14 protein-coding genes are annotated in these 25,564 nt (G+C 43.4%); 9 read left to right on the top strand and 5 right to left on the bottom strand.

The genetic code is table 11. The annotated features are described in order from the left end of the window. The first annotated feature begins 52 nt into the window (after nucleotides 1–52). The 4 genes from AC1DYT_RS25295 to AC1DYT_RS25280 all read left to right on the top strand — a co-directional run bounded on the left by AC1DYT_RS25295 (nucleotide 53) and on the right by AC1DYT_RS25280 (nucleotide 13,867). Nucleotides 53–4,837, top strand: a complete 4,785-nt coding sequence (locus AC1DYT_RS25295; protein ID WP_477472276.1) for a cadherin-like beta sandwich domain-containing protein — start codon at nucleotides 53–55, stop codon at nucleotides 4,835–4,837. A 147-nt stretch (nucleotides 4,838–4,984) separates the two neighbouring features. Continuing rightward, a complete protein-coding gene (locus AC1DYT_RS25290; protein ID WP_477472275.1) occupies nucleotides 4,985–7,861 on the top strand; it encodes a cadherin-like beta sandwich domain-containing protein in 2,877 nt (958 codons plus the stop codon). Nucleotides 7,862–8,004: 143 nt separating this feature from the next. Next, on the top strand, nucleotides 8,005–11,064 hold the full coding sequence (locus tag AC1DYT_RS25285) for a cadherin-like beta sandwich domain-containing protein (protein WP_477472274.1): 3,060 nt from the start codon (nucleotides 8,005–8,007) through the stop codon (nucleotides 11,062–11,064). 127 nt (nucleotides 11,065–11,191) lie between these two features. Next, nucleotides 11,192–13,867 (top strand): cadherin-like beta sandwich domain-containing protein, encoded by a 2,676-nt coding sequence (locus AC1DYT_RS25280; RefSeq protein ID WP_477472273.1) that lies wholly within the window; start codon nucleotides 11,192–11,194, stop codon nucleotides 13,865–13,867. Between the two features lie 43 nt (nucleotides 13,868–13,910). Here the strand turns inward: AC1DYT_RS25280 and rlmF are convergent, their stop codons facing one another. The 5 genes from rlmF to AC1DYT_RS25255 all read right to left on the bottom strand — a co-directional run bounded on the left by rlmF (nucleotide 13,911) and on the right by AC1DYT_RS25255 (nucleotide 17,846). Next, entirely contained in the window at nucleotides 13,911–14,882 is a 972-nt protein-coding gene (gene rlmF, locus AC1DYT_RS25275) for a 23S rRNA (adenine(1618)-N(6))-methyltransferase RlmF (RefSeq protein WP_477472272.1), read from the bottom strand. Between the two features lie 510 nt (nucleotides 14,883–15,392). Beyond that, entirely contained in the window at nucleotides 15,393–15,716 is a 324-nt protein-coding gene (locus tag AC1DYT_RS25270) for a pirin-like C-terminal cupin domain-containing protein (protein WP_477472271.1), read from the bottom strand. Between the two features lie 18 nt (nucleotides 15,717–15,734). Continuing rightward, a complete protein-coding gene (locus tag AC1DYT_RS25265; protein ID WP_477472270.1) occupies nucleotides 15,735–16,265 on the bottom strand; it encodes a pirin family protein in 531 nt (176 codons plus the stop codon). Between the two features lie 3 nt (nucleotides 16,266–16,268). Further along, a complete protein-coding gene (locus AC1DYT_RS25260) occupies nucleotides 16,269–17,144 on the bottom strand; it encodes an NmrA/HSCARG family protein (RefSeq protein WP_477472269.1) in 876 nt (291 codons plus the stop codon). Nucleotides 17,145–17,264: 120 nt separating this feature from the next. Next, nucleotides 17,265–17,846 (bottom strand): Crp/Fnr family transcriptional regulator, encoded by a 582-nt coding sequence (locus tag AC1DYT_RS25255; RefSeq protein ID WP_477472268.1) that lies wholly within the window; start codon nucleotides 17,844–17,846, stop codon nucleotides 17,265–17,267. 522 nt (nucleotides 17,847–18,368) lie between these two features. Between AC1DYT_RS25255 and AC1DYT_RS25250 the strand changes: the two genes are divergently transcribed. From AC1DYT_RS25250 to AC1DYT_RS25230, 5 genes are all read left to right on the top strand, one after another. Next, nucleotides 18,369–18,689, top strand: coding sequence for a DUF7677 family protein (locus tag AC1DYT_RS25250; RefSeq protein ID WP_477472267.1), 321 nt, complete (start codon nucleotides 18,369–18,371; stop codon nucleotides 18,687–18,689). Nucleotides 18,690–18,779: 90 nt separating this feature from the next. After that, the gene (locus tag AC1DYT_RS25245) at nucleotides 18,780–20,051 is read left to right on the top strand and encodes a glycoside hydrolase family 2 TIM barrel-domain containing protein (RefSeq protein ID WP_477472266.1); all 1,272 of its coding nucleotides are present in this window, start codon (nucleotides 18,780–18,782) and stop codon (nucleotides 20,049–20,051) included. Beyond that, nucleotides 20,048–22,948, top strand: a complete 2,901-nt coding sequence (locus tag AC1DYT_RS25240; protein WP_477472265.1) for a glycosyltransferase family 2 protein — start codon at nucleotides 20,048–20,050, stop codon at nucleotides 22,946–22,948. The genes AC1DYT_RS25245 and AC1DYT_RS25240 overlap by 4 nt, the downstream gene beginning before the upstream one ends. A gap of 6 nt (nucleotides 22,949–22,954) precedes the next feature. Further along, on the top strand, nucleotides 22,955–24,640 hold the full coding sequence (locus tag AC1DYT_RS25235; RefSeq protein ID WP_477472264.1) for a glycoside hydrolase family 26 protein: 1,686 nt from the start codon (nucleotides 22,955–22,957) through the stop codon (nucleotides 24,638–24,640). A 130-nt stretch (nucleotides 24,641–24,770) separates the two neighbouring features. Further along, nucleotides 24,771–25,415, top strand: coding sequence for a hypothetical protein (locus AC1DYT_RS25230; protein WP_477472263.1), 645 nt, complete (start codon nucleotides 24,771–24,773; stop codon nucleotides 25,413–25,415). Nucleotides 25,416–25,564: the final 149 nt, after the last annotated feature.

Raw genomic sequence — 25,564 nt, 5'->3', positions numbered from 1 at the left:
CCTACTTTACAGCCAATTAGCAAACAATAAAAAAATACCTAAACTCTAAATCATGGATAAGCGTTACATTACAACTGCTGGTAATAAAATAAAACAGTTTGCATTGGCAATTACTATTTTGATAATGTTGCCGGCGTATTTGATGGCGCAAACGCCAAGCGTAAGCTATGGCAGTGGCGTGCATACCTTTACCGTAGGCACTGCGGCAACATTAACCCCAACCAGCAGCAATGTATCTGCCGCAGGGTATAGCACGCATATAGATACCGTAGACTTTCGCAGCTATAATAACTATAGCTTCGCGGTTGACCGTAAAGGTTATATTTACCATGCATCGCCCGGCGGGGTGTACCGGATACCACCAGGTGGTGGAACGCCCGTGTTGATAACAAGCGGCTCGTTCAGTTCGCAAGCGATAGGCATAGCGCTCGACACGGCCGGCAACATCTTTGTAAATTACAATGGTGCCGTAAAACGGTTGCCGCCTACAGGTGGCAGCACCTCTCAATTCGTTGCTGAGGGCATCGGTCTTTCAAATATGGCCCTGGATGCACAGGGCAATGCGTTTGTAGAAGATAGTTACCGCGACTATCTTGTTAAAGTGCCCTTTGGAACATCCAACTCAACCGTAGTCTTCGACATTCCGGTCACCTATTCCAAGGTAGGCGTTGATGCTGATGGCATTGCTTACATGATCCGGAACTCTGATAAAAAAATATATAAAATCACAGGTTCTTCGTCATCGATAGCAATAGCCTCTGCCTTTACCGCACCAACCTGGCTCGCTACAGACCCCGGCAACAATATTTATGTGGCTGACAAAACGAGCATCAAACAAATCGCTCCGGACAGGATTACAGTTACTACGCTGGTATCGGGGCTTTCAACGGGCACAAGCCTTGCAAAAAGCGTTACTATCGACCCCAAAGGCAACATGTACATTGCCACCGCACAAAACCCGGGCGTAAACACCAATGTTTACCTACAAAAAATTGGCCCGGCCGGAGGTTACCATCTTAACAAACCACTGCCTGCCGGATTGAAATTCGATAACAATACGGGCGTTATCAGCGGCAGCCCAACAGGTGCTTCACCTCTCAATGTTACTACCAATTACACTGTTTATGCATATAACGCATCAGGCAGCGTTGATTCTGTAGTTGTACCTATTAGAACTATCTCCACCAGTTCGAACGCAAGCCTTGCGAGTTTGGCAGTAAGTAATAATAAACTGGGGCAAAAATTTAACAAGGACACCCTTAATTATACTATTACGGTAACCAACTCATATGACGTTTATGATTACATTTATATAACTCCAACTGTTGCCGTGGCTGGTGCCACTATTAAGCTAAATGGCGTACCCGTGACATCCGGAACATTGGCCACTCATGGCGAATTGGACAAGATTGATAATGTTTTCAGGTTTGAGGTAACCGCGCCCGATGGCCTAACAAAAAAAACTTATACGGTAATCGCCCATCGCGCACAGGCTCTGCCGGCAGCCCTGCACGTAACTTTTACACCAGATGTTTATCCGAATTTCACCTACAACAGCGCAAATCACATATATACCTACACCGGCCACCAGAGTTTCAAGCAGGATACGATTAATATAAGGCCTTCAGTTGGCGATCCCGGCGCCACTATAACTTACAATGGCACGCCAATAACCCCATCAGCGCCGTATTTTACAGCGCATTTAAATCTTGGTTCAAATATATATCCTGTAGAAGTAACCTGGCCAAATGGCGAACACCGCACCTACAAAATTTATTTACCACGCAATGTGCCTGAAGATTTGGAACTTAGCAGCTTTACGGTAAACAAAGGCAAATTGAGCCCTGCTTTTAACCAAAATACTTTAATGTACACAGATACGGTGGGCAGTGCTACAACCAGTATCAATGTTACGGCCACCACAGCATCGTCATACGCCGGGTTAACGATTAATGGCACCGCCGTCACCTCTGGTTCGCCAACTGTAAATGTAGCCTTGGGCGTGGGCAACACATCTATCCCGGTTGTCAGTACCTTTGACCCTTATATTATTACCCGCACCATAGTAGTAACCAGGCTTCCGGCCCCAGGCAGTAGCAATCTAAGAAATATTTGGCTAAGCGATATTGCGATTGAGGATTTTGATCCGGATGTATATAAGTATAGTACTACTACAAGCCCGGGATTTAGTACTATCCGTGTCAGAGTAGAAAAAATTGACTCAACATCTATGGTTGCAGTTAATGGCGTCACAATAACATCGGCAGGCTTTGTTACCGTGCCGTTAGCACATGGCGCTAATACGATATCTATAGTAGTTACTGCCTCGGATAGCAGCACCAAAACTTATACCGTAACCGTATTCCGCCCCCTATCTGGCAATAATTACCTGCAAGACCTCACACTTAGTACAGGTACCCCTATCACCCCCGGCCTAAGTTCGGCTATATTTGTTTACCACAGCACAGTTGGCCCGAATGTTTCATCTGTGGATATAACGCCAACGGCAGAACAAGTGGAAGCAACCCTCCGGGTTAACACAGATACAATTGCCAGTGGCACATCAAAAAATGTATCCCTTGTGTATGGCCTAAACTACGTGGATATAAAGGTAACCGCAGCAAACGGAAATATTCGTGTTTATACCCTTGTAATTACCCGCCTTGCACCTACCTCGAACAACAAGTTGTACAACCTGGCGGTAAGCACCGGCAGGCTGTCGCCATACTTTAACCCCCTGGTGCATGATTATACCGCGCCTGCGGTAAGCAACCTTACCACATCGTTAAACCTTACCGCTACGTTAGATGATATTGGCGCTTATTTAAAAGTGAACGGCAGCCCGGCAACATCCGGCTCGGCGGTTAGCGTGCCGCTAAGCGTTGGCGATAATGCCATAGTGGTAACAATATTGGCACCCGATAACTCGGCTACTAATACCTATACAATAAACATAAAACGCGCCGCGGCGGGGGATGCAACCCTGGCAACGCAACGTTTAGATACCAAATCGGTTATTACACAGCTGTCTTCCGGCAGTTCGCTTAATACTTATAGCGCTACGGTAAGCGCAGGAACAACCAGCGTAAAGCTGGCGGCTTTCGTTACCGACCCATCTGCCACACTCACTATCAATGGCGTAGCCACTGCCAGCGGGGAAGAATCGGCACCCATAGCGCTTAATCCAACAGGTACTACTACCATAACCACCGTGGTTACCGCGCCAAACAGCGTTACCAAAACCTACCAGGTAGTTGTCAGTAAAACCGGTTCGAGCGATGCTAACCTGCTTTCGCAGGAACTGGACACCAAATCGGTACTTACCAAGGTGGTTACCTCAACCCCGCTTAATACTTATACGGCAACGGTAAGCATGGCAAGCACCAGCGTTAAGCTAACTTCGGTGGCCAGCGATGCGGCAGCTACCCTAACGGTCAACGGCACAACGGTAGCATCGGGCGCGCAATCGGGCCCTATCGCGCTTAACCCTACCGGCACAACGGTAATTACTACCGTGGTAACAGCGCCCGATGGCATCACTACAAAAACCTACGAAATAACCATCAGTAAAAACGGCTCAGGCGATGCCGATCTTACATCGCTCAGTTTAAGTACACAATCTATACTGGTAAAGGATGTAACTACCGGCGCATTAAACACCTTTACAGCAGCTGTAAGCCCAGGTACCACCACTATAAAACAAACAGCCGTTACCAGCGACCCGGATGCAACCATCACAGTGAATGGCCAACTTGTAGCCTCCGGGGTAGCGTCGCAAGCCATTGCTCTTAACGGTAGCGGCACAACAACCATAACCACCATTGCTACAGCACCGGGCGGCGTTACCAAAACGTATGTGGTAACTATCAGCAAAACCGGCTCTACCAATGCCAACCTCGCATCCATAACATTCAACACAGAATCGAGCCTATTTCCGCAGAGCACCAGCCAAACGCTTAACACTTACAGCACATCGGTAAGCACCGGTACAACCAGCATTACCCAAACGGCTATTACAAGCGATCCCTTTGCAACTATAACCATTAACGGCGCCCCGGTAGCATCTGGCGCAGCATCGGCTGCCATACCGTTAAACCCGAGCGGTACCACTACCATTACTACCGAAGTAACTGCACAGGCGGGTAATGCCAAAACTTATGTAGTAACTGTAAGTAAAAACGGTAATAACAACGCCTTCCTGTCAACCATAAGCCTTACTAAAGGAAGTTATACCAGTAGCCCAATTGGTGGCGATTACTTTTACACGGTTTCGGCGGGTACAACCAGCGTTAGGCAAAAAGCGCTTGCAGTTGATACAAATGCGGTAATAAAAGTAAATGGTGTAATAACACCATCGGGCACATCAGGGCTTTTGCCTTTAAACAGCAGCGGGCCTACCGTGTTTACTACCGTTGTAACCGCAGAAGATGGAGTTACAACCCGCACCTACCATATCACGGTCATCAAAAAAACGTCATCCTTCATCGCCTCTACTAACAGCAATGGTGTTACCCCTATAGGCATTGTTACCAGGGATGAAACTAAAAACACCCATCCTGATGTGGTGGTGCGCCAGGCGGTATCACCAAACGGCGACGGCATAAACGATATCCTTACCATCGACGGCTTAGCGGCCTACCCGGATAATAAGGTAAGCATCATAGATCGTACTGGCAATGTGGTTTACGAACAGAAAGGCTACGACGGCAGCCGCACTTTCGACGGGCATAAATCAAACGGAGCGAAGATGCAGCAGGGTACTTATTTCTACTCGGTAGAATACCGGGACGAAAAAGGGCTGCAGCGCAAAACGGGATACTTAGTGCTTAAGTATTAAACCTGGATTAAGTTACGATCATAAAAAACAAAGGGCTGTGAATTAATTCGTAGCCCTTTGTTTTTATCAACGCTTTTACGTCTATATTTGTCTACTTACCAATCAGTTATATATCAAGTAAATTTGGGCCTACCTAAACAATAACTCATGAATAAACAATACTTTACAACTGCTACCATTAAAGTACAACAGTTTGTCCTCGCAATTATCATTTTGATGATGCTGCCCACGCATTTGATGGCACAAACGCCCAACGCAGATCTAAGCAATCTGGAAGGTTATTCCGGTACACTTAGTCCTGCCTTTAACAGAGATTCGCTTAATTATACCGTAACTGTGCCAAACAATACCTTCAGTTACACGGTAAAGCCTACGGTGCTTAAATTCAGCTCAACCATCAAGGTAAATGGCAAAAGCGTAAATTCCGGGCAAACCTCGGGGTTTGTATCTTTGAACGTAGGGAATACCGTAATAAATACAGTGGTAACTTCTGCCGATGGCACCAGGACAAAGACCTATAAGCTAACAGTAACCCGCCTTCCTTCATCGAACGCCACTCTGACCTCTTTAGGGACATCCAATTTGACAACCCCTTACTTTTCGCAATCAGTTTATAATTATACTTATAAAGCCAGCTATCAAACAACGACGTTAGATATCCAGCCCGTAAAGCAAGATATTACCGCAAGCGTAACGGTTAATGGCACTTTAATTACGCCTACGCAAAAATTTGTGCGCGTAAACTTAAATATGGGTGCCACTGCTACTACTACTATCGTAATAAAATCTACCGCCCAGGATGGAGTTACCGTTAAAACCTATACCGTTGTGGTAAGCCACCTGCTCTCGGCCTTTAATCAGTTAAAAGACCTGACACTTAACCCTGGCGCACTGAACAAGAGGTTTGATTACGATACTTATGAGTACACCACCTCGGTACCTCATGCTGCTTCCACTATGGATATAATCCCGGTTGCCAAAGATACACTGGCCACCGTAACTGTAAATGGAATACTGATCACCACTGCTTCGCCATCGGTTAATGTGCCGCTTAGGGTGGGCAATAACAAGATCATTATTAAAGTGGTGGCCCAAAACGGTGATAACCATCACACGTACACGCTTATGGCCACGCGCAGGCCTGCTAATACAAATAACAAATTGGCCAGCCTGAGCACAGATTTGGGCGCATTTTCGCCTGCATTTAATTCTTTGGTTAATAATTACGATCCGTTGGTAGCCGGTAGTAATATCACCTCTTATCATATCACAGCAACAACAGAAGATGCCCTCGCATCTGTAAAAGTAAATGGCGTACCTGCATTGCGGGGCGTGCCTTTAGCGGTGCCGCTGGCGGATGGTAACAATAAAATGACGGTGGAAGTTACCGCAGAACACGGTGAGGTTAACCTGTACAAGTTTTACGTAAAAAGGGCATTTGCAAACAATGCGAATTTGAGTTCGATAAGTCTGGATACAAAATCATTCCTCACCAGGGTAATAAATAGCGATACGCTGGTAACTTATACAACATCGGTAGCGCCGGGTACAACAACTGTTAAACTGTTGGCCGTAACCAGCGACCCTAATGCAACCATACAAGTTAACGGAGTAACCGTTTCATCGGGTACATATTCCGGCAGCATTTCCCTTAACCCTACCGGTACAACCATCATCAATACAGTTGTAACAGCATATAACGCTGCAACAAAAAAATATCGTATTACTGTTAGTAAAACCGGTTCAAGCAACGCCAATCTCATATCGCTTAACTTAGGGATCCCGGCTATATTAACCAAGGATGCAAACAGCCCAACATTAAACAGGTACACAACCTCTGTTGACCCGGGTATTTCAAGTGTAACTATAGTACCTGTTGCAGATGATGCGACATCAACTGTAAAAGTAAATGGTGTTACAGTGGTATCCGGCTCCGAATCAACCCCTGTCACGTTAAACACAAGTGGTACAACTACCATAACTACTGTTGTTACCGCGCAAGACGGCACAACTACCAAAACTTATGAAATAGCAGTTGCCAAAAACGGATCAAGCGATGCTAACCTCGCTAATTGCTATGTAAGCAGCGGTTTGGCTGCAACTAATGTGCAAAAAATAATTATCAGTAATGAATTGAATACTTACTCTGTACAAGTTTTAACTCTCCGGTCTAATATTCAGTTTACGCCGACAGCCAGCGATACTAATGCGGTAATTCGGGTAAACGGCCAGGTGGTAGCGTCCGGCCACAAATCGCCGTTAATGGCTCCTAATTATGTAGGTACCACTACTTTTGAAATTACCGTGACCGCCCCGGATGGCACCTTAAAACGCTACCAGTTCAACGTTTCAGAACTCCCGTCTAAAGATGCTACCTTGAATCTGCAAAAATTAAATCCCAATTACCCGCTTACCCGTACGTATATATCCAGCATCGAAAACCGGTATTCGGCAACGGTATCAGCGGGCACTAGCAGTATTTACCTATTAGTAGGCACCACCAGTAGCAAAGCCACTGTGCGCGTAAACGGCGTTGCAATACCTTCGAGCGGATATTCCTACAATGTACCGCTTAACCCAACCGGTACCACAACGCTTACAACCATAGTAACGGCCCAGGATACCAACTATAAGAAAAAATACATTATCGTTATTTCTAAAGCTTCCTCGCTTATCGCCACCACCAACAACACCTATAAAACGGTAGGCATTGTTAACGAAGAGGGAACGACAAACACCCACCCTGACGTGATAGTCCGCCAGGCGGTATCACCAAACGAGGACGGTATAAACGATAGGCTTACCATTGATGGCTTAGCGGCCTACCCGGATAACAAGGTGAGCATTATAGACCGTACCGGCAACGTGGTGTACGAACTGAAAGGCTACGATGGCAGCCGGAGTTTCGACGGGCGTACTGCTGCGGGCAAAAGATTGCAGCAGGGCACTTATTTCTACTCGGTAGAGTACCGGACCGATAAAGGGCTGCAGCGCAAAACTGGGTACTTAGTGTTGAAATATTAAAATCATAAATCTTATCATTATAAACACTAAATGGCTGCTAATTAATTGGCAGCCATTTGGTGTTTATAAAAGCAATTACTAATATATTTGTCTACTTTACAATCTGTTAGCAAACAATAAAAAAATTACCTAAACTATAAATCATGGTTAAGCATTACATTACAACTGCTGTTACTAAAGTTAAGTGGTTTGCGCTGGCAATTATTTTAATAATAATATTGCCGGGGCAAATGCTTGCGCAAAGCCCAAGTATAAGTTATGGAAGCGGAGTAAAAAGTTTTTCTGCCGGCAAAAGCACCAGCCTTACGCCAACCAGCAGTAATGTTTCCCCCCAGGGATATAGTACCCATATTGATACCATAAATACCGGCAGTTATAATAATTACAGTTTCGCCGTTGATAAAAATGGCTATATATACCACGCCTCTCCGGGCGGTGTGTACCGTATTGCCCCAAGCGGTGGCGCACCGGTTTTAATAACGAGCGGCACATTTTCTACCGATGCAAGAGGGGTGGCGGTTGACTACGCCGGCAATATTTTTGTGAATTATGATGGCTCCATAAAAAAATTGCCGCCGGGCGGCGGCAGTACCTCTACAACAATATTTACTAAAACAACAACATATGGCGTTATCGGTATGATAGCCGATGCTAATGGAACGTTGTACATTGTTAATAAAATAGAAGAACGCAACGCCAACCCCGCTGTTTGGGACCAGCAACCGTATTGTACAATTTATAAGATCCCGGCCGATGGCAGTGCAAAAACCACGGTCAACGTACAATTGGCCAGTCAAACCGGCTTAGCTAGAGATGTAGATAGCAAATATTATACGATTAACACCACATCGAATAAAATAGATAAATTTGCCCCCCTTTCCGGTTTTTCGTCACTTGCAGCTACACTTACCAATCCCACATCGCTGGTAACAGATGCAGGTAACAACATTTACGTTCTTGAAAAAACTGCTGTAAAACAAATTGCATCAAACCGTACTACAGTTACCACTATGTTGTCGGGCCTATCTACCGGCACGAGCCTGGTAAAAAGCCTGGCAATTGACCCAAAGGGTGTATTGTATATCGCTACCGCGCAAAACCCCGGCGTTAACTCTACCGTTTACCTTCAAAAAATAAAGCCAAGCGGTGGCTATCATTTAGATAGACCCCTGCCGGATGGTTTGCACTTTAACAACGCAACAGGCGTTATCAGCGGCACCCCCTCTGTAGGCGCACCGTTGCAGGATTATAAAGTGTACGCCTACAATGCTGCGGGCACAATGGACTCTACTACGATATCTCTCCGGGTAAAATACACCAATGCCGACCTGGCTGATTTAGAGACTTATGAGCACTCGCCAGGACTACAGCCTTTGTTTAATAAGGATACCCTTAATTATAAACAAGTTACAAAAGGGCAGGATTCTTACGGAAATAACATGTATTATATTAAGCCCACGGTGAGTGACCCATCCTCTACAATTAAAATCAATGGCGTATCGGTAACCTCGGGGCAGCGTTACGGAACCGCTCCTTTGACACTTGGTGATAAAGTATTTAACATTGTTGTAACCACGGCAGATGGACTCACCAGTAAAACCTATAAACTTACAGTTACCTATCCGCCATCCTCGCAGGTTTATATGTCTAATCCAAACATTACCACATCGATACCAAATGGTAGTGTTGGGTTAAACCCGCATTTTTATCAGGAGGTGTACAATTACACGGCATCGTTGGCTTCAGATATTACGTTTGTTAAATTAACTCCAACATTTGCTGCATTGGCTACCGGAACCGTTAACGGGATTGCCATAACGCCATCTTCACCATCGGTTACGGTGCCTACGCCTTACGGTACTACTACTGTAACCGTGGTGGCCACAGCCCAGGATGGCGTGACAAAGAGAACATATACTATGGCTCTCACCCGTCCCGTTTCCGGCGAGTATCGTTTATCTGGCCTTACGCCCAGCGAAGGTGTGCTAAACCCTGGTTTTCGCACTAATGTCTTTTCATACAGAGACACGGTTGCCAATAACATTACTTCAATAAAAATAAGGCTGAAAACACAAGACAACGATGCATCGGCAACGCTAAACGGAATGGCGGTAACAAACAGCGTATTTTCATCGCCCATACCATTAACGGTAGGTAACAACACTATTACCATAGTGGCAACGGCTCCCAATGGTACACAGAAAACCACCACAATTATTGTAACCCGGTTGCCGCCGGCATCAAATGTCAATTTGTTTACGCAACGGCTCGATACAAAATCGTTGATCACCAAAGTATCATCGAGCGATACGCTTGACACCTTTAGCGCATCTGTAAGTGCCGGTACAACAACTGTTAAATTGATGGCTATTGCAGAAGATACCGCCTCAGTAATTAAAATAAATGGTACAATTGTTCCATCTGGCGATGAGTCGGCATCGATAGCGCTTAATACCAGCGGCACTACAACCATTAACACTATAATTACCGCACCAAGCGGGCTAAGTAAAACTTACCGGCTGGTAATCAGTAAAACCGGTTCGAGCAATGCAAATCTCGATAAACAAAAATTAAATACAGGTTCTGCCTTAACCAAGGATGTTACCAGCAGTACCTTTAACAGCTATACGATGGTTGTTAATACTTCCATTTTAAACATTAAATACACTGCTTTTTTAAGCGACCCTGCCGCCACTATGACAGTCAACGGAACCCCAGCGCTGTCGGGTGTACAATCAGACCCAATTCCGGTTAGTCATTCAGGCACCACCACAATTACCACAATTGTAACAGCCCCGGATGGTGTTACTACTAAAACTTATCAAATAAACATTACGAGATCGTCCTCGTTCATCGCCACCACCAACCACACCTATAAAACGGTAGGCATTGTTAACGAAGAGGGAACGACAAACACCCACCCTGACGTGATAGTCCGCCAGGCGGTATCGCCAAACGGCGACGGTATAAACGATGCGCTTACCATTGATGGCTTAGCGGCTTACCCGGATAATAAGGTGAGCATTATAGACCGTACCGGCAACGTGGTGTACGAACTGAAAGGCTACGATGGCAGCCGGAGTTTCGACGGCCATACCGACAGCGGCAAAAAAATGCAGCAGGGCACTTATTTCTACTCGGTAGAATATAAAGACGATAAAAAACTTAAACGCAAAACCGGATATTTGGTATTGAAATATTAAACATCAAGTAAGGCCATACAAGCCAAGCGGCCGCAATCCATTTTCGCGGCCGTTTTTGGTTTTACAAATTGTTTACAATCAGTTATAAATTAAATAATTAGCATTACTCACACCTAAACCAAGCGCCATGAATAAACTATGCATCGCAGCTAATAAAAAAATAAAGCACCTTGTTTTATCATTTATTTTGATGGCCGTACTCCCCGTACATTTGCTGGCGCTAACGCCGGGTGTGAGTTATGGCAGTGGAGCACCTGATTTTGCCACGGGTAACTTAAACGCATCAGCAGCACCCGCCGGCAGATACACATCGGTCGCCAGGCCATTGCCATCAGGCGGCCCATTACATAATCTTGTTCTCAGCGAGGGTGTTTTATCACCACACTTTATGCCATCCATACATGGTTATACCGCTTACGTGCGTCACGGTGCTTCCACTATAACTATTACCCCAACAACGGATGACCCTCATGCTGAAATTATGGTAAACGCAAACCCTGCAAGCAGTGGCTCTCCGATAACTTTACCTTTAAACGAGGGGTTAAACTACATTGATGTAGATGTTACGGCACCCGATGGCGGCTATACTATTGCCATAACACGCCTACCGCTAACATCCAACAATAAACTTTCTGCGCTTTCTGTTAATAATGGTGGCTTGTCGCCATACTTTAACCCGGTAGTGCATAGTTATACCGCCCCGGTAGTAAGCAATGTTACCTCATCTGTAATCCTCAGTGCAACTGCAGATGATTTTGGGGCTTTTATAAAAGTGAACGGAGTTCCTGTAATATCCGGATCTGACGCTAACGTGCCCATTAATGTTGGCGATAATAACATTGTGGTAACGGTATTGGCACCTGATAATTCTGCGCTTAATACCTACACCGTAAGCGTTAAAAGAGCGGCGGCGGGCGATGCTACTCTGGCCATGCAACGTTTAGACAACAAATCGCTTATTACCAAGGTTACTACCAGTAGCGCGCTTAATACCTACACCGCTACGGTAAGCGCAGCTACCACCAGCGTGAAGCTAACGGCTTTCGTTACCGACCCATCAGCCACGCTCACCATAAATGGCGTAGCAACTGCCAGCGGGGAAGAGTCGGCACCGATAGCGCTTAACTCAACAGGCGCAACTGTTGTAACAACCGTGGTAACCGCGCCAAACAGCGCTACCAAAACCTACCGGCTAACTGTCACCAAAACAGGATCCAGCGATGCCAGCTTGCTTTCGCAGAAATTGGACACAAAATCGGCGCTTACCAAAGTAACAACATCCTCCGCAATTAATACTTATACCGCTTCGGTAAGTATGGCTACCACGAGCGTTAGTCTAACGGCGGTTACCAGCGACACATTGGCGACTATGGAAGTGAATGGTACACCACTGGCATCAGGTACGCAATCAGAGCCTATCGCACTTAACCCAACTGGCACAACAACCATAACAACAGTTGTTACAGCGCCGGATGGCACCACTACAAAAACGTATAAAATTACCATTAGCAAAACCGGGGCAGGCAATGCCGAACTTACTTCGCTAAGCCTGGATACGCGATGCACACTGATTAAACAAAGCAGCTCCGGCACGCTCAATACTTATACAACTTCGGTAAATTATAATGCTTATCGTGTAAAATTAAAGCCCGTTGCCAGCGATGCCGGCGCAAATATTACCGTTAACGGTTTAACGGTGGCCTCTGGTTCATTGTCCCCCGCTATATTGGTTAACCCATATGGGCCTACCAAGATAACTACGATTGTAACTGCTGCCGGAGGGGCAACGAAAACATATGTTGTAATAATTAATGATGAAAACGGCTCAAATAATGCCAGCCTCACAAAGCTGACATTAAGCACAAATTCAATACTTTTTAGAGTGGGTGAAACCGACACCTTTACCTCATCTGTAAGTGCGGCTACCACAAGCGTAAGAGTGACCGCCGTTCTTGAAGGTATTATCTTTAATTTGTCCTCAGTTAAGTTTAACGGACAGAGTGGAGCATCGTATCCCGACTGGTATTCTTTGCTTTCAGAAGAAATCCCTTTAAATCCAACTGGTACCACTACCATTACAATAAAAACAACTGCTAACGATAGGATAACCACAAAAACCTACTCGATAATAATTAGCAAAAATGGTTCTAACGATGCTGCTATTACTAAGTTAGTATTGAATCCGGCTGTTTCGCTAACAAGGGTGGCTAAGAGCCAGGCGCAAATCAATTATATAGCCACAGTAAGCAACGCTACTACGAGCATTAAACAAACAGCATATACGCGCAATGCAAATGCAACAATTAAAGTTAATGGTATAACGATTGCGCCTGGTGTTGAATCAGCTCCGATAGCGTTAAATCCCACAGGAACAACCGATATTACCACCGTTGTTACCGCTGAGGATGGCACTACAAAAACTTATGTGATCACTATTACAAAAGCATCATCGTTTATTGCGCGCAATAGCCGTATTAATGATGTAGGCGTAACTGTGAACGATGATAATATTGACACCCACCCCGATGTAGTAGTGCGCCAGGCTATTTCACCAAACGGCGACGGCATAAACGATGCACTTACCATAGACGGCCTAGCGGCCTACCCGGATAATAAGGTAAGCATCATAGATCGTACCGGCAATGTGGTTTACGAACAGAAAGGCTACGATGGCAGCCGAACCTTCGACGGGCATAAATCTAACGGGGCAAAATTGCGGCAGGGTACTTACTTTTATTCGGTAGAGTATAGGGATGACAAAGAACTTAAACGCAAAACTGGATATTTGGTATTGAAATACTAAAAACAAAAGCGGGACGACTGATGGGTGCCCCGCTTTTGTTTTGTTATAGTTTCTTATCCCAATGGGTTTTGCGCCAGGTTCGCTGCGCGGCTTCGCTCAAAAATGTCCAGGCTACTATGCGGCTTGTTTTTTGGCCCTGCGCCATCGTGATGGTTTTTACCTCCTGGGCTTTTGCCTTGTTCAACGCACGGTAAACGGCGTCCAGGCTGTCCTTTTTAGATACCAGGGTAGAGAACCACAGCACCCTATCGGCAAACAGCGTGCTTTGCTCGGCCATGTTGCGGATAAATGCCACCTCGCCGCCGGGGTACCAAAGCTCTGTGTTTTGCCCACCAAAGTTAAGCGTTGGCTGTTGCGGCTTGCCGTTGTTCAGGTTATGGAGTTTCTTCAGCGTGCCTGCCAGCGCCTCCTTTTGCGAGGCATGGAAGGGTGGGTTGCAGATGGTAACGTCATAAATCTCCCCCTGGGTAATGGCACCTTTAAATATGTTGGCCTTATTGCTTTGCGGCCTTATCTTGATAGCAGAGCTGAAAGCCGGGTTAGCGGTGGCTATCTTATTGGCCGAACGGATGGCTTCTGCGTCGGTGTCGGTGCCGGTAAACTGCCAGCCGTACACGCTGTGCCCTATCAGGGGGTACACGCAATTTGCGCCGGTACCTATGTCGAGTACCTTTATCGCTTTGCCCGTTGGGCTTACGCCGTTGTTGCCCTCGGCCAGCAAATCGGCGATGTAATGGATATAATCTGCCCGGCCGGGGATGGGTGGGCAAAGGTAACCCGCGGGAATATCCCATTCCACCCCATAATAAAGTTTCAGCAGGGCCTGGTTAAGGGTTTTCACGGCATCCGGAGCGGCAAAATCTATAGATTCTATCCCATGCGGGTTAAGCGCCACAAAAGATTTGAGGGCCGGTAGTGCTTTTATCAGCTTATCAAAATCATAGCCCGCGCGGTGCAGGTTGCGGGGATGCAGGCTTTCTTTTTCGGCGGGTTTCTGTTTTTCGGGAGCGGGCATGGTGGGCGTATTAAAATGCGAATATCCGCATAATTCCTATGATTGCCATACGGGCAGGTTTATCGCCCATTATCACGCATATTAAGATTTTGCCCTGTGCAACCGTCATACTCCTTGTGGGACGAAATGACGATATTGTTTATCTTATCCCCACCGAAATCTAAGGTGTTGAGCTTTCGACTGCCATAATTTACTTCTAACAAGAATAACCCGAATAAAAACGCCTTCAGATTCCCATCTAAAGGCGTTTGGCTCAGAAGGCGAACCCGCCAGGCCCGATGGCCTGCACCTCATCGCCGATATGGATTCGAAGGTCCCGTCGAGCGCATACCAAAACTCATCTTCGTTCGTGTGAACGTGTGGCGGAGGCCCGCCGCCGAGGCTGGGCTGGCAACCAGATGCGCTCGCCTTCCCCCGCGTTTGTAGCAAAGCCGTTAAAGATGCTTGTGTTGTTGGCATTCATAATATGATCCCTTTATACTTTAATGATGATATTCATCCCGAACCAATTTATTTTTGTACTGCTAATTTTATTTCCCCATATCTCCCCGCATAAAAATCACGGTAGGCATCTGCTATTTCGGCCTGTGAGTTCATCACAAAAGGGCCTTCCGCGATCACCGGTTCTGTATATTCTTCGCCACCAAATAACAGGATATCAATAGCTATCTGAGAGGTGTTTTTTATTTCGATTTCTCCTGCGCTCCTATCAAATTCTACAAACTCCCCCTTTTGAAATTCGGTGTCGTTTAGTATCGCATTTTGTGTGGGCAGAAAAGCAGCAACTTCTATTTCGCTTTCAATTTCTATAGATAGGCTTTTGCCTGCTTTCAATTGAATATGATACAAAAACTACCTGGAATAATTCGGGATCTTCGAACTCAACTCTTCATAGTTCCCAACAATAACCTTTAACCAGCCACTTTCATTGGGCAATTCTTTTTTGGGGACTTCGCCAGCTTGCACAGCGATATGTGCAGGCTTTTCAGCTTTATTTTTGGAAGGTAAATTTATCCAAAATTGAAACCCCTGAATAAATTTGCTCCCTGTTTGGGAGTCGTAATTTAAATTTTCATCGTGGATTATTCCAGTACCTGCTTTCATCCATTGTGCACCTCCCGAACGGATTATCGCCGCATTTCCGGCACTATCAAAATGCTCTACTTCGCCCTGAAGAAGATAGGTTAATGTTGCAATACCCCTGTGTGGATGAGCTCCCATACCGTTCCGGGTAATGGTTTCTTTAATAACGGGGGCCACATAATCCAGAAATACAAAAGGGCCAACCTTGTTAGCATACCGATTAGGTAACATGCGCTGGATAGCCAAAGAGCCTACCGCAGCAATATTGCCTTTTGTTGAGAAACTCGTTTTCTTTTTCATTTTTTAACTGTTTTTACTCAGCCATTCCCGAAGGGTCACAAATTCGCCTGTGGCAATGTCTTTTGCCAATTCAATCCGTAACGCGGAGTCTGGCCCCATGTAAGTATGTTTTTCAAAATACCCAAACATTTCAGCGAGTTCTTTTGCCCCATCAAAAAAAGTGGAGAACAATTCAACCGGCACCTGTGAAAAGCTGTATGCTTTGCCATTGGCTTTATATGCCTCAATGATATCATTGAAACTATTCAACTCCGTGGCAATTGAAAGATAAGTGCCATTTCCAACTTTTTCGGGCTGCAAGAATGCACCGGCAACTACTTTTCCAAGGTCGTTGATGTCTGACATGTGGATGGCTTTTATTGTCGGGTCAATCGGTAATGTCCAACCGGTTGTGCCATCCTGTTTTAGTTGTGGACCCAACATCCCAACAAGATTTTGATAATAAAATGGTGGCTGAACAAATGTTGTGTATTTAAACCCGGCACTTTTCACCAGGTCATCCACCTTTGCTTTTAAAGTAAAATGCGGCACTTCAAATGCTGCTTCACTAATGAGCTCCACATCCGGAAGTGTTGACCAGATAAAATGCTGCACTCCCGTAGCTTTTGCCGCTTCAATGGCATTTTTACCCTGGGTAATTTCGTCTGCACCTTCCCAAAAGTTGGTTACCACAAATACACCATAAGCATTTGTAAAAGCATCTTTTAAAGATTGCAAATCTTGCAGATCTGCATAAACTGCTTCATTTGCCTTGCCTGTATATTTTTCCGGATTACGGGTTATTGCTCTTACATTAAAAGAGCCTTCATCTACAAGGGCATTTACAACACCCTTGCCTTGTGAGCCTGTTGCTCCAACTACTACTATTGTCTTTTTCATTTGCTTCGTTTTATGATGTAAAATTGCAGCAACAACACACCTTAAAACGATGAGAAATGATAAAAAAAACCGTTGATAAATGTCAACGGTTTTTGTAAAAACCAAAATTTGAAATAGAAGTTATTTCAGCGCTTGTTTTCTGATTCTGCTTAATGTTTCTTTGGTTATGCCCAAAAAAGACGCAATGAGGTGTTGGGGAAATCGTTGAATAAATTGTGGATGGTTATCGGCAAATTCTTCATAGCGCTTTTCTGCTGAATTGCTAATGGTAGAATTTAATCTTCGTTGAGAAGCGATGAAGCTTCTTTGATCCATTAATCTTGTCATTTGTCCAAATGAAGGTACGTTTTCTATCAAATCCAGCATGTCTGCTACTGTAGCAACGAGTAGTTCAGTATCTTCCCAGGCATCAATATAATATCTTGATGGAGTAAGCATGACAGCACTTTCACGATCGCTTGCCCAATAATTTTCAATGTATAACTGCACAATATGCTCCACACCTTTGTCATCTACGCTATATTGTCGCATAGCACCTTTTACAATAAAACCAACATATTTACACACATTGCCTTCTTCCAAAAAGTATTGCTTTTTCCTGAACTTTTTAGGTTGGAAAACAGCTACAATTATCGCTTCTTCTTCACTCGTAAGTGGCGAGGTTGCGCGTTGGTTGATATATGCTAATAGGTTTTCGTGCATTGACTTTAATTAATATCAAACTTAACCAAATGCAAAGATATATTTCACTTCGCTAATACCGGTACTCGCTTTAAAAGCAATTGCCGCCCGGGAAAAAAGTAAAATTCATCAAAAAATATATCAATAAGTAGATTAGCCTTTTAAACAGTATTATATGCTTATGGTTGGTAGTGTCACGGCATCATTAAGATACAATCCCGGAAGTAAATTCTCAATCTTTCGACTTGAGGCTTTTTCTTTCATATGTAATCATTGATATTATCAAACAGCTTAATCGCCTCAGGTATGATTGGCTAATATGTTTTGTGCAGACGATTGTAATAAAAATGGCTAAATAAAGCCCTCTAAATGGCCCTACAACTCTAAAAAGACGTTTTTCGTTTAGTGGTCCTTAGACTACAAAACTCGAACTCTTTTATGGCAGATTTGGATTGTACGGCGCAAGTTTAGAGGATAATATCGATTAAAAAGATATATAGCTAATGTGTCTTTAGCGAACAAAAAGCGTAGATTTATTTTGATATGAAATTAAGTAACTCTTTTAGCGGAGCACTGAGAACGTTCGCCTACTTCATGGCAAGCGGCAGTCAATATACTCTTGAGGGAGTAGATTATCTATCTTTATACGGCAATGAACCCAGTGCCATAGAACAAGTTTTCGCAATTTATGCTAATGTGATTGAATTGGATGATACCGGGAACGTATTAAATGCCAAATATGCTGAAAAAAGAGCAACTGATTATTTACGTGCCTACTGTGATTCGTCGTTCAACGTTGATCCTCCATTTGAAGATTGGGAAGTCGCTCTCCATGGACCGCCACCATTGAAAGATAACGGTTGATAAAATATTTTGTCGGCTTTTACGTGAATTGAACTAACATTTATGAGGTTTTACTCTTTCAAATTAATCCTTAGCTGTTTACTGCTATGCTTGTCCTCTTTGGCATGTAATCAATCACAATCGATTGATTCCGCAAAAAAAACAGTTTATATAAAAAATGAAGATGGTAAATATGTATTGTATCGTAACGGTGAACCATTTTTTGTAAAAGGGGCATCTGGCTTTACAAACTTGAAACAATTAAGTGCGGCCGGAGGCAATACGATAAGGGTTTGGGACACATTAAATTTAGGGAGCATTTTAGATTCGGCCCAGGCCAATGGGTTAGCCGTTATAGCCGGTTTACCATTGCCCCCAGCCGAAAGCATGGATGATTTTTACAAAACCTCCAAGGCTAATGCTTACACAGGGAAGATTACTGATATTGTCGAGCGTTTTAAAAACCATCCCGCGCTATTGGCCTGGTGCCTGGGTAATGAGCTCTCATTTCCTAACAGTCCAAAATACAGGCAGTTTTATACCACATTCAATGGTTTGATTGACATGATTCATCAGAAGGATCCGCAGCACCCGGTGACGACAACCATAATGGCCTTTCAAAAGAAAAACATTATGAACATTAAGCTGCGTACAAACGTTGATTTCATATCGTTCAATATTTTTGGCTCCATTCAAACTTTAAAAGAAGACCTCGACAAATTCAAATGGTTTTGGGACGGACCGTTTTTAATTACTGAATGGGGAGTTGAAGGGCCATGGCTTGCGGAAGATCAAAATGCATGGGGCGCTTATGTTGAAAACACAAGCACTAAAAAGGCGGAGCAATATCTTTTCAATTACAAAAAGTATATGCCGGTTAATAACCCCAGGTTTTTAGGATCGATGGTGTTTTACTGGGGACAAAAACAAGAATTAACCCCAACATGGTTCAGCCTTTTTGATGAAAGCGGCGCTGAAACTGAAGCCGTTCAGGTAATGCGATATATATGGACAGGTAAAAAGACAGTTGACAAGGCACCTTCGCTTAAATACATGCTGTTAGCAGGAAAAGGTGCAAACGATAATATTATACTTAAACCTGATATTACAGTTAACAGCAAGGTGTATTTTGAGAATGCTGACACAGTAGGTTTAACATTTAAATGGAAAATATTTGCGGAGGATTGGTTTAAACCCAGCGGTATTTTCAGCGAAAAAAAAACGAGGGAGATCAATAATTTAATTGTTACGCAAAGCGGATCGGGGTTAAGCTTTAAAGTACCTGGTAAAGAGGGCCCTTATCGCATACTGGTATATGTGTATAATAAAAAAGGGGCGTTTGCTACTTCCAATACGCCCTTTTATGTACTAAAGAATCCATGAGTAATAACTTAATTAAAGCACCCACTAAACTGCAGCTGATTTATTTGAGAATGATGATTCTCATCGGTGTGTTTTGCATGCTTTTTTTTATACATAGCCTGCTCAGGAAATCGGTTATCGGTTACCAGCCGCTTTATTGGTTATTAATATCAACCTTTGTTTATACATTTTTTAAGATATTGTATGAGTGGTATCACTACTGGGCAATATCTGTTCCTCCTGATCGGCCGTTAACTAAACAGTATACCGTCGATATTTTTACCACATTCTGCGCCGGTGAACCATACGAAATGATTGTTGAAACGCTTACGGCCATTCAGGCGATAAGTTACCCTCATCAAACCTTTTTATGTGATGAGGCCAACGATCCATACGTGAAATCAGTGTGCGAAAAACTGGGAGTTCATCACGTTACCCGGACTAACAAGATCAATGCAAAGGCAGGTAATATCAATAATGCATTAGCCCGGTCATCGGGAGAATTATGTGTGATTCTCGACCCTGATCATGTACCGGTACCTGGGTTTCTTGATCCGATAATTGCTCATTTCGACAATCCTGAAATTGGCTATGTGCAAATTGTGCAGGCATATTACAATCAGCGAATTGGGTGGATAGCCAAAGGAGCAGCGCAACAAACCTATCAGTTTTACGGCCCGATGATGATGTGCATGAATGCCTATGGAACTGTTCAGGCTATAGGGGCCAACTGCACTTTCAGACGAACGGCCCTGGAATCTATTGGAGGGCATGCCGCAGGACTGGCTGAAGACATGCATACCTCAATGCAGTTACATGCACGCAATTGGAAATCTGTTTATGTGCCTGCGGTATTAACAAGGGGCTTGGTACCGGCAACCTTATCAGCTTATTATAAACAACAATTGAAATGGTCGCGAGGTGTGTTCGAGCTTCTGGTAACTTCTTACGTTAAGCTTTTTACAAAATTCAGCTGGCGGCAAAAACTTCATTATGGCCTTTTGCCCCTGTTTTACTTATCTGGCTTTGTGTTTTTGATAAACTTTTCAATCCCGGTAATTTCCCTGTTTATGGGTGCATTTCCATTAAGAATGGATTTCTCTGAGTTTTTAATTATCAGTATCCCCTTTATAACTTCGGTTATTTTGATCAGGCATTTTGTTCAGCAATGGGTGATGGAGGATAATGAGCGGGGATTTCATTTTGTGGGAGGATTGCTGCTTATTGGTACATGGTGGGTTTTTATATTAGGTTTTATTTATACTGTTATCAGAAAGGATGTTCCTTACATCCCTACGCCCAAGGATGTTAGAGATGAAAAAAATTTAAAATATAATCTACCCAATATTTTTGTGCTGGCGGTGTCTGTTGCGGCAATTGCGTACGGCCTTTATAACGACTGGAGTCCCTTTACTCTTTTCATGGCTGGCATTATTAGCCTGAATTGTATGTTCATGATCTTTATGCTCATGGCAAGTTCTGAGCTTAAATTTCAGGGATACCTGGATAAACACTCTACATTATTTAGTATCGTTTCGCAAGTAAAAAACGTTAAAAAACATTTTTGGCTGTTGCGGAGATGGATATATGGTGGCGTAAGGAAAATAAGTCTGTTACTTACAGTATTGGTGGTTTGCGTTAGCATATATTTCTCGCAGCATTCAGATGACGATACACATTTTGATATCAAATACCATTCCCGGGCTCTTTATCCCTCTACTCAAAAACTGCCCTTATCCGACACCCTGAAAAATACCAGTGACGCAGATATAAATGATGGAAAGCAGGTATTAGTACCCTCGTCATTTTTTTCGTCGGTTAAAGGTGTAATTTATTCTAAAGGAAACTACTGGTATAAAAACATAGTTCCGCTCACAAAAAAAACCATACTCAATGATTTTGACGAAATGAGAAAAGCGGGGATAAATACCATAAAAATATACGGGCCCAATATCTACGATCACTCAACATTTGATGCTGCGGAGCAAAAGAATTTAAAGATCCATTATAGCTTTTGGTTGCCTGACGCACCAAACTTTATGAATGACACCAGTTATTTAAAGAAGCAATCCAGGATTATTCTTGAAGTTGTAAATAAAAATAAATTAAACCATAGCATCAGTGCCTGGAACTTAGGCAACAGTAGTTATCAGCAACTGGCTCAATTTTATCATGGGCAGCAATTGCAGGAGGCTCAACAGCATTATATCAATTTTTTAAAATCGCTGGTAAAAGAAATTAAACTTGCTGACCCATCGAGGCTATTAACGCTTGATTTATCCTCTTCTCCCACACTCGGCCGCACTATACGTTTATTACATGAACAAATACCGGAAATAGATGGGTTTGGACTGGTAGTTAATAACAAGCAGGAATTGAAATTCATTAAACCAGATTTTAATGCTCCCTTCTTTTTTAGTAGTGCTGATCCTTATGCGCTTAAAGACCTGCACCCCCTTGGCGGAATTTTTTATGCCAACTGGCAGGATCAGCAAAGCGGGACCGCCATCACACTCGATGGGTTGAAAGACATATGGGGCCGAAACAAGCCTTACCTTTATAAAATAAGCAAAGGCTGGCATGGTTCAATCGCCAGCCATAACCTGCCTCATATAAAAATATTAAAACCTGCTTTAACCACAACTCCGGGTGCATTGCTGCCTTACAATGCTTTGGTGTATTCATCCAACAAGTGGAACATCGCAGCTTATTCAAAAACCGGGTTGGAATTTGAATGGTATCTTGTTAAAACAGATAACTGGGGTAATGCTATCGACATGATAAAAGCAGGAAACGGGCCGAAGGTATATATCACTATTCCGCAAAACAATGAAAGATACAGGGTTTACCTTGTAGCAGTAAAAGGCAACAATGAAACCGAAGATTATACTACTTTAAATATACCGCTTCAAAATTAATTGTCAGTGAAAAAGACCTCAAGAATTTATATATCAATAGGTTTAGGCATTTTATTTTTACTTGCGTCACTGTTTGGTATTAAGCTTTTATTGAAGCGTTATTTATTGAATACCTATTACCAAACCAATGAGCAGGTGTTAGGCATCTTCGATCATGACAATTTAAGCAGGGCACTGCCTGCCAGCCCCATTGTTTGCTACACGGCAATATTTCAGAACACAGCACTATGGTCGAGCAAGGGTAACTTAGAAACAGCATTAACTAACCAGGATGTATTAATCACGGTAGAAACCTGGCTTAAGGGAATAGATTATAAAAATAACGTTTTAAAGGAGGTGATAGATGGTCGCTTTGATACACAGATCAAAGAATTAGCCGTTCTGGTTGCCAAAAGCCACCACCTGGTATTTATTCGCTGGAACCCGGATATGGAAGTGCCAACCGATGTGTATCCCTGGCAATTCAAATCGCCTAAAGATTACATTAATTCATTCCATTATTTTTCAAAAAAAATAAAACTGTACGCCCCGGGCGCTCAGGTCATCTGGGGGCCTTCAGGTTATCCTGGCGATACAGAATATTGGCCGGGAAATAACGCCGTTGATTATGTAAGCATAACGCTCGGAAGCAAGTCTGAGCGTAGTGCTAACTTTTATCTGCAAGACCACTCAATTGCTGATATGTTAAAACATAAACTCCACCGTTTGAGGTTTATTGATAAGCCCATATTGATTATGAGTGGAGATATTGGAAAAACACGACTGAAGGACAGTTGGCTTAACGGCTCAAAAATTTACTACAATCAATATCTTAATACCATTTACACTAAAAATAATTATACAGACAGCGCTAATAACAAACCGGTAAGAAGCCGGCTAAAGGTCGGAGTATTTGATCCAAACAAAAAATTGCTCAATCAGCAAAGCATTAGCGTAGAGCATCTTTTTACAGATTGGGGCGAGGTTGAGCGGGGTGATTTTGAGAAGAAATTTTGGGAAGTTATTAATCGCCGCCATGAAGTTATTGTGACGATGGAACCCTGGCGCGATACAAGCGGAAAGGCAGATACCGCTGTTTTGAAAAATATATTAAAGGGTCGCTATGATGAACAGATCAAAAAATTATTCAGCGTAATTTCTTCCACAAAAACAACTGTTTATCTCAGGTGGATGCACGAAATGGAAATCCCGATCCATAGGTATGCGTGGCAGAGTCAGGACCCTGTCACTTATATCAATGCATTCAGATATTTTATGCAGTTTGATGGAGGACCGGGGGAAAATGTTAAAAAAGTTTGGGGCCCTGCAGGCGACAGAGGTTCTGTAGATTTTTGGCCGGGAAGCGATGTGGTTGATTTTATAAGTATAGCAATTTATGGCTTGCCTGATAAAAATATTACTGATCCGGAGAAGCAGGAAGCCTTTAGCACTATATTTAATCGAAAATACTTCCGCATGCGGTTCCTTGATAAGCCCTTATTCATAACCGAGTTTGGCGTAAAAGGATCGGAGAGCTTTCAAAATAAATGGCTTGCCGATGCTGCCAAAACAATAAATACCAATCCTCATATTTTTGGCATTTGTTACTTTAATTTGTATGATAACCCTAAAGCCTGGGGTAATATCAAAGCTCCCGACTGGAGTATCACGGCAAACTCTATGGCTAAATTTAGCAGTCTTTTGAAAGAGTAAGTATAGGTTTATATTGGATCGTGCGGCGAGTTTGGAGGATAATTTGCAATGATTAATTCCGGACGATGGTTTTGTTTACTCCATTGCTTTTAAATAGCTTTAGTCGTAAAATTAATCCTAAACAGATAGTATGTATGAAATTGAAGAAACCGGAGGTGCAAACATTGGATTTGGTCGGGCTACATGGCCATTTGCTAAATTACTAGTAAATAAAAATGAATTGCGATTAAATGCATCCATCATAGGCAACCTGTATTTCAGGCCTTCTGATATTATCTCTATCGAACCATCTTCATTATTTTCTGGAGCCGGTATAAAAATCAATCACAGGGTTAACGGATATAGCGCAAAGGTTGTCTTTTTAACATCAGGTAGCCGCGACTTGATAAAACGAATAGAAAGTACAGGTTTTTTAAGTAACCCCGGACCTATACCATCTGAAGTTGAAGCCGAGATAATAAAATTTCAATCAAGCGGGAGTTTTCCAATGAAATGGCCTGCGGTGATTGTTTTTGTTGTCACTTGGAATTTACTATTCCTTGGCGATCAATTGGGTTATTTTGGCAAGACCAATAATCGTATCCCTATTGGGATGGGCGCACAATTGGCTTTAGCATTTGCTTTTTTGTTTGCCCTAACAATATTATTGTCGAAACCTTTTAGCCGACTTGTATTAAAAGACGGCCGTGAAGCGAAAGATATTAGATCATTCTTGTTTTTTTTAATGGCGATAACTGGATTTATGTTTACGGTGGTTTCACTCATACCACGTTAGCCATCGAGTAGGAAAGTAGGGATTAGTTCCCTACTTGTCCTCTCACACCACCGTACGTGCCGTTCGGCATACGGCGGTTCATTAAACAGTAACAGTCTTAAGTGGGGTTGAGATGTCTTTGAGACTTACAAAGCCCATTTTCTTTATGA

It is taken from the genome of Mucilaginibacter sp. P1_D10, from assembly GCF_056406215.1.
Note: the sequence above shows the minus strand (reverse complement) of the source record. Positions and strands in the feature narration are given on the sequence as shown.

Coding starts and splice junctions, on each gene's coding strand:
- AC1DYT_RS25295 (WP_477472276.1), top strand. CDS start 53: ATGGATAAGCGTTACATTACAACTGCTGGTAATAAAATAAAACAGTTT.
- AC1DYT_RS25290 (WP_477472275.1), top strand. CDS start 4,985: ATGAATAAACAATACTTTACAACTGCTACCATTAAAGTACAACAGTTT.
- AC1DYT_RS25285 (WP_477472274.1), top strand. CDS start 8,005: ATGGTTAAGCATTACATTACAACTGCTGTTACTAAAGTTAAGTGGTTT.
- AC1DYT_RS25280 (WP_477472273.1), top strand. CDS start 11,192: ATGAATAAACTATGCATCGCAGCTAATAAAAAAATAAAGCACCTTGTT.
- rlmF (WP_477472272.1), bottom strand. CDS start 14,882: ATGCCCGCTCCCGAAAAACAGAAACCCGCCGAAAAAGAAAGCCTGCAT.
- AC1DYT_RS25265 (WP_477472270.1), bottom strand. CDS start 16,265: ATGAAAAAGAAAACGAGTTTCTCAACAAAAGGCAATATTGCTGCGGTA.
- AC1DYT_RS25260 (WP_477472269.1), bottom strand. CDS start 17,144: ATGAAAAAGACAATAGTAGTAGTTGGAGCAACAGGCTCACAAGGCAAG.
- AC1DYT_RS25255 (WP_477472268.1), bottom strand. CDS start 17,846: ATGCACGAAAACCTATTAGCATATATCAACCAACGCGCAACCTCGCCA.
- AC1DYT_RS25250 (WP_477472267.1), top strand. CDS start 18,369: ATGAAATTAAGTAACTCTTTTAGCGGAGCACTGAGAACGTTCGCCTAC.
- AC1DYT_RS25240 (WP_477472265.1), top strand. CDS start 20,048: ATGAGTAATAACTTAATTAAAGCACCCACTAAACTGCAGCTGATTTAT.
- AC1DYT_RS25230 (WP_477472263.1), top strand. CDS start 24,771: ATGTATGAAATTGAAGAAACCGGAGGTGCAAACATTGGATTTGGTCGG.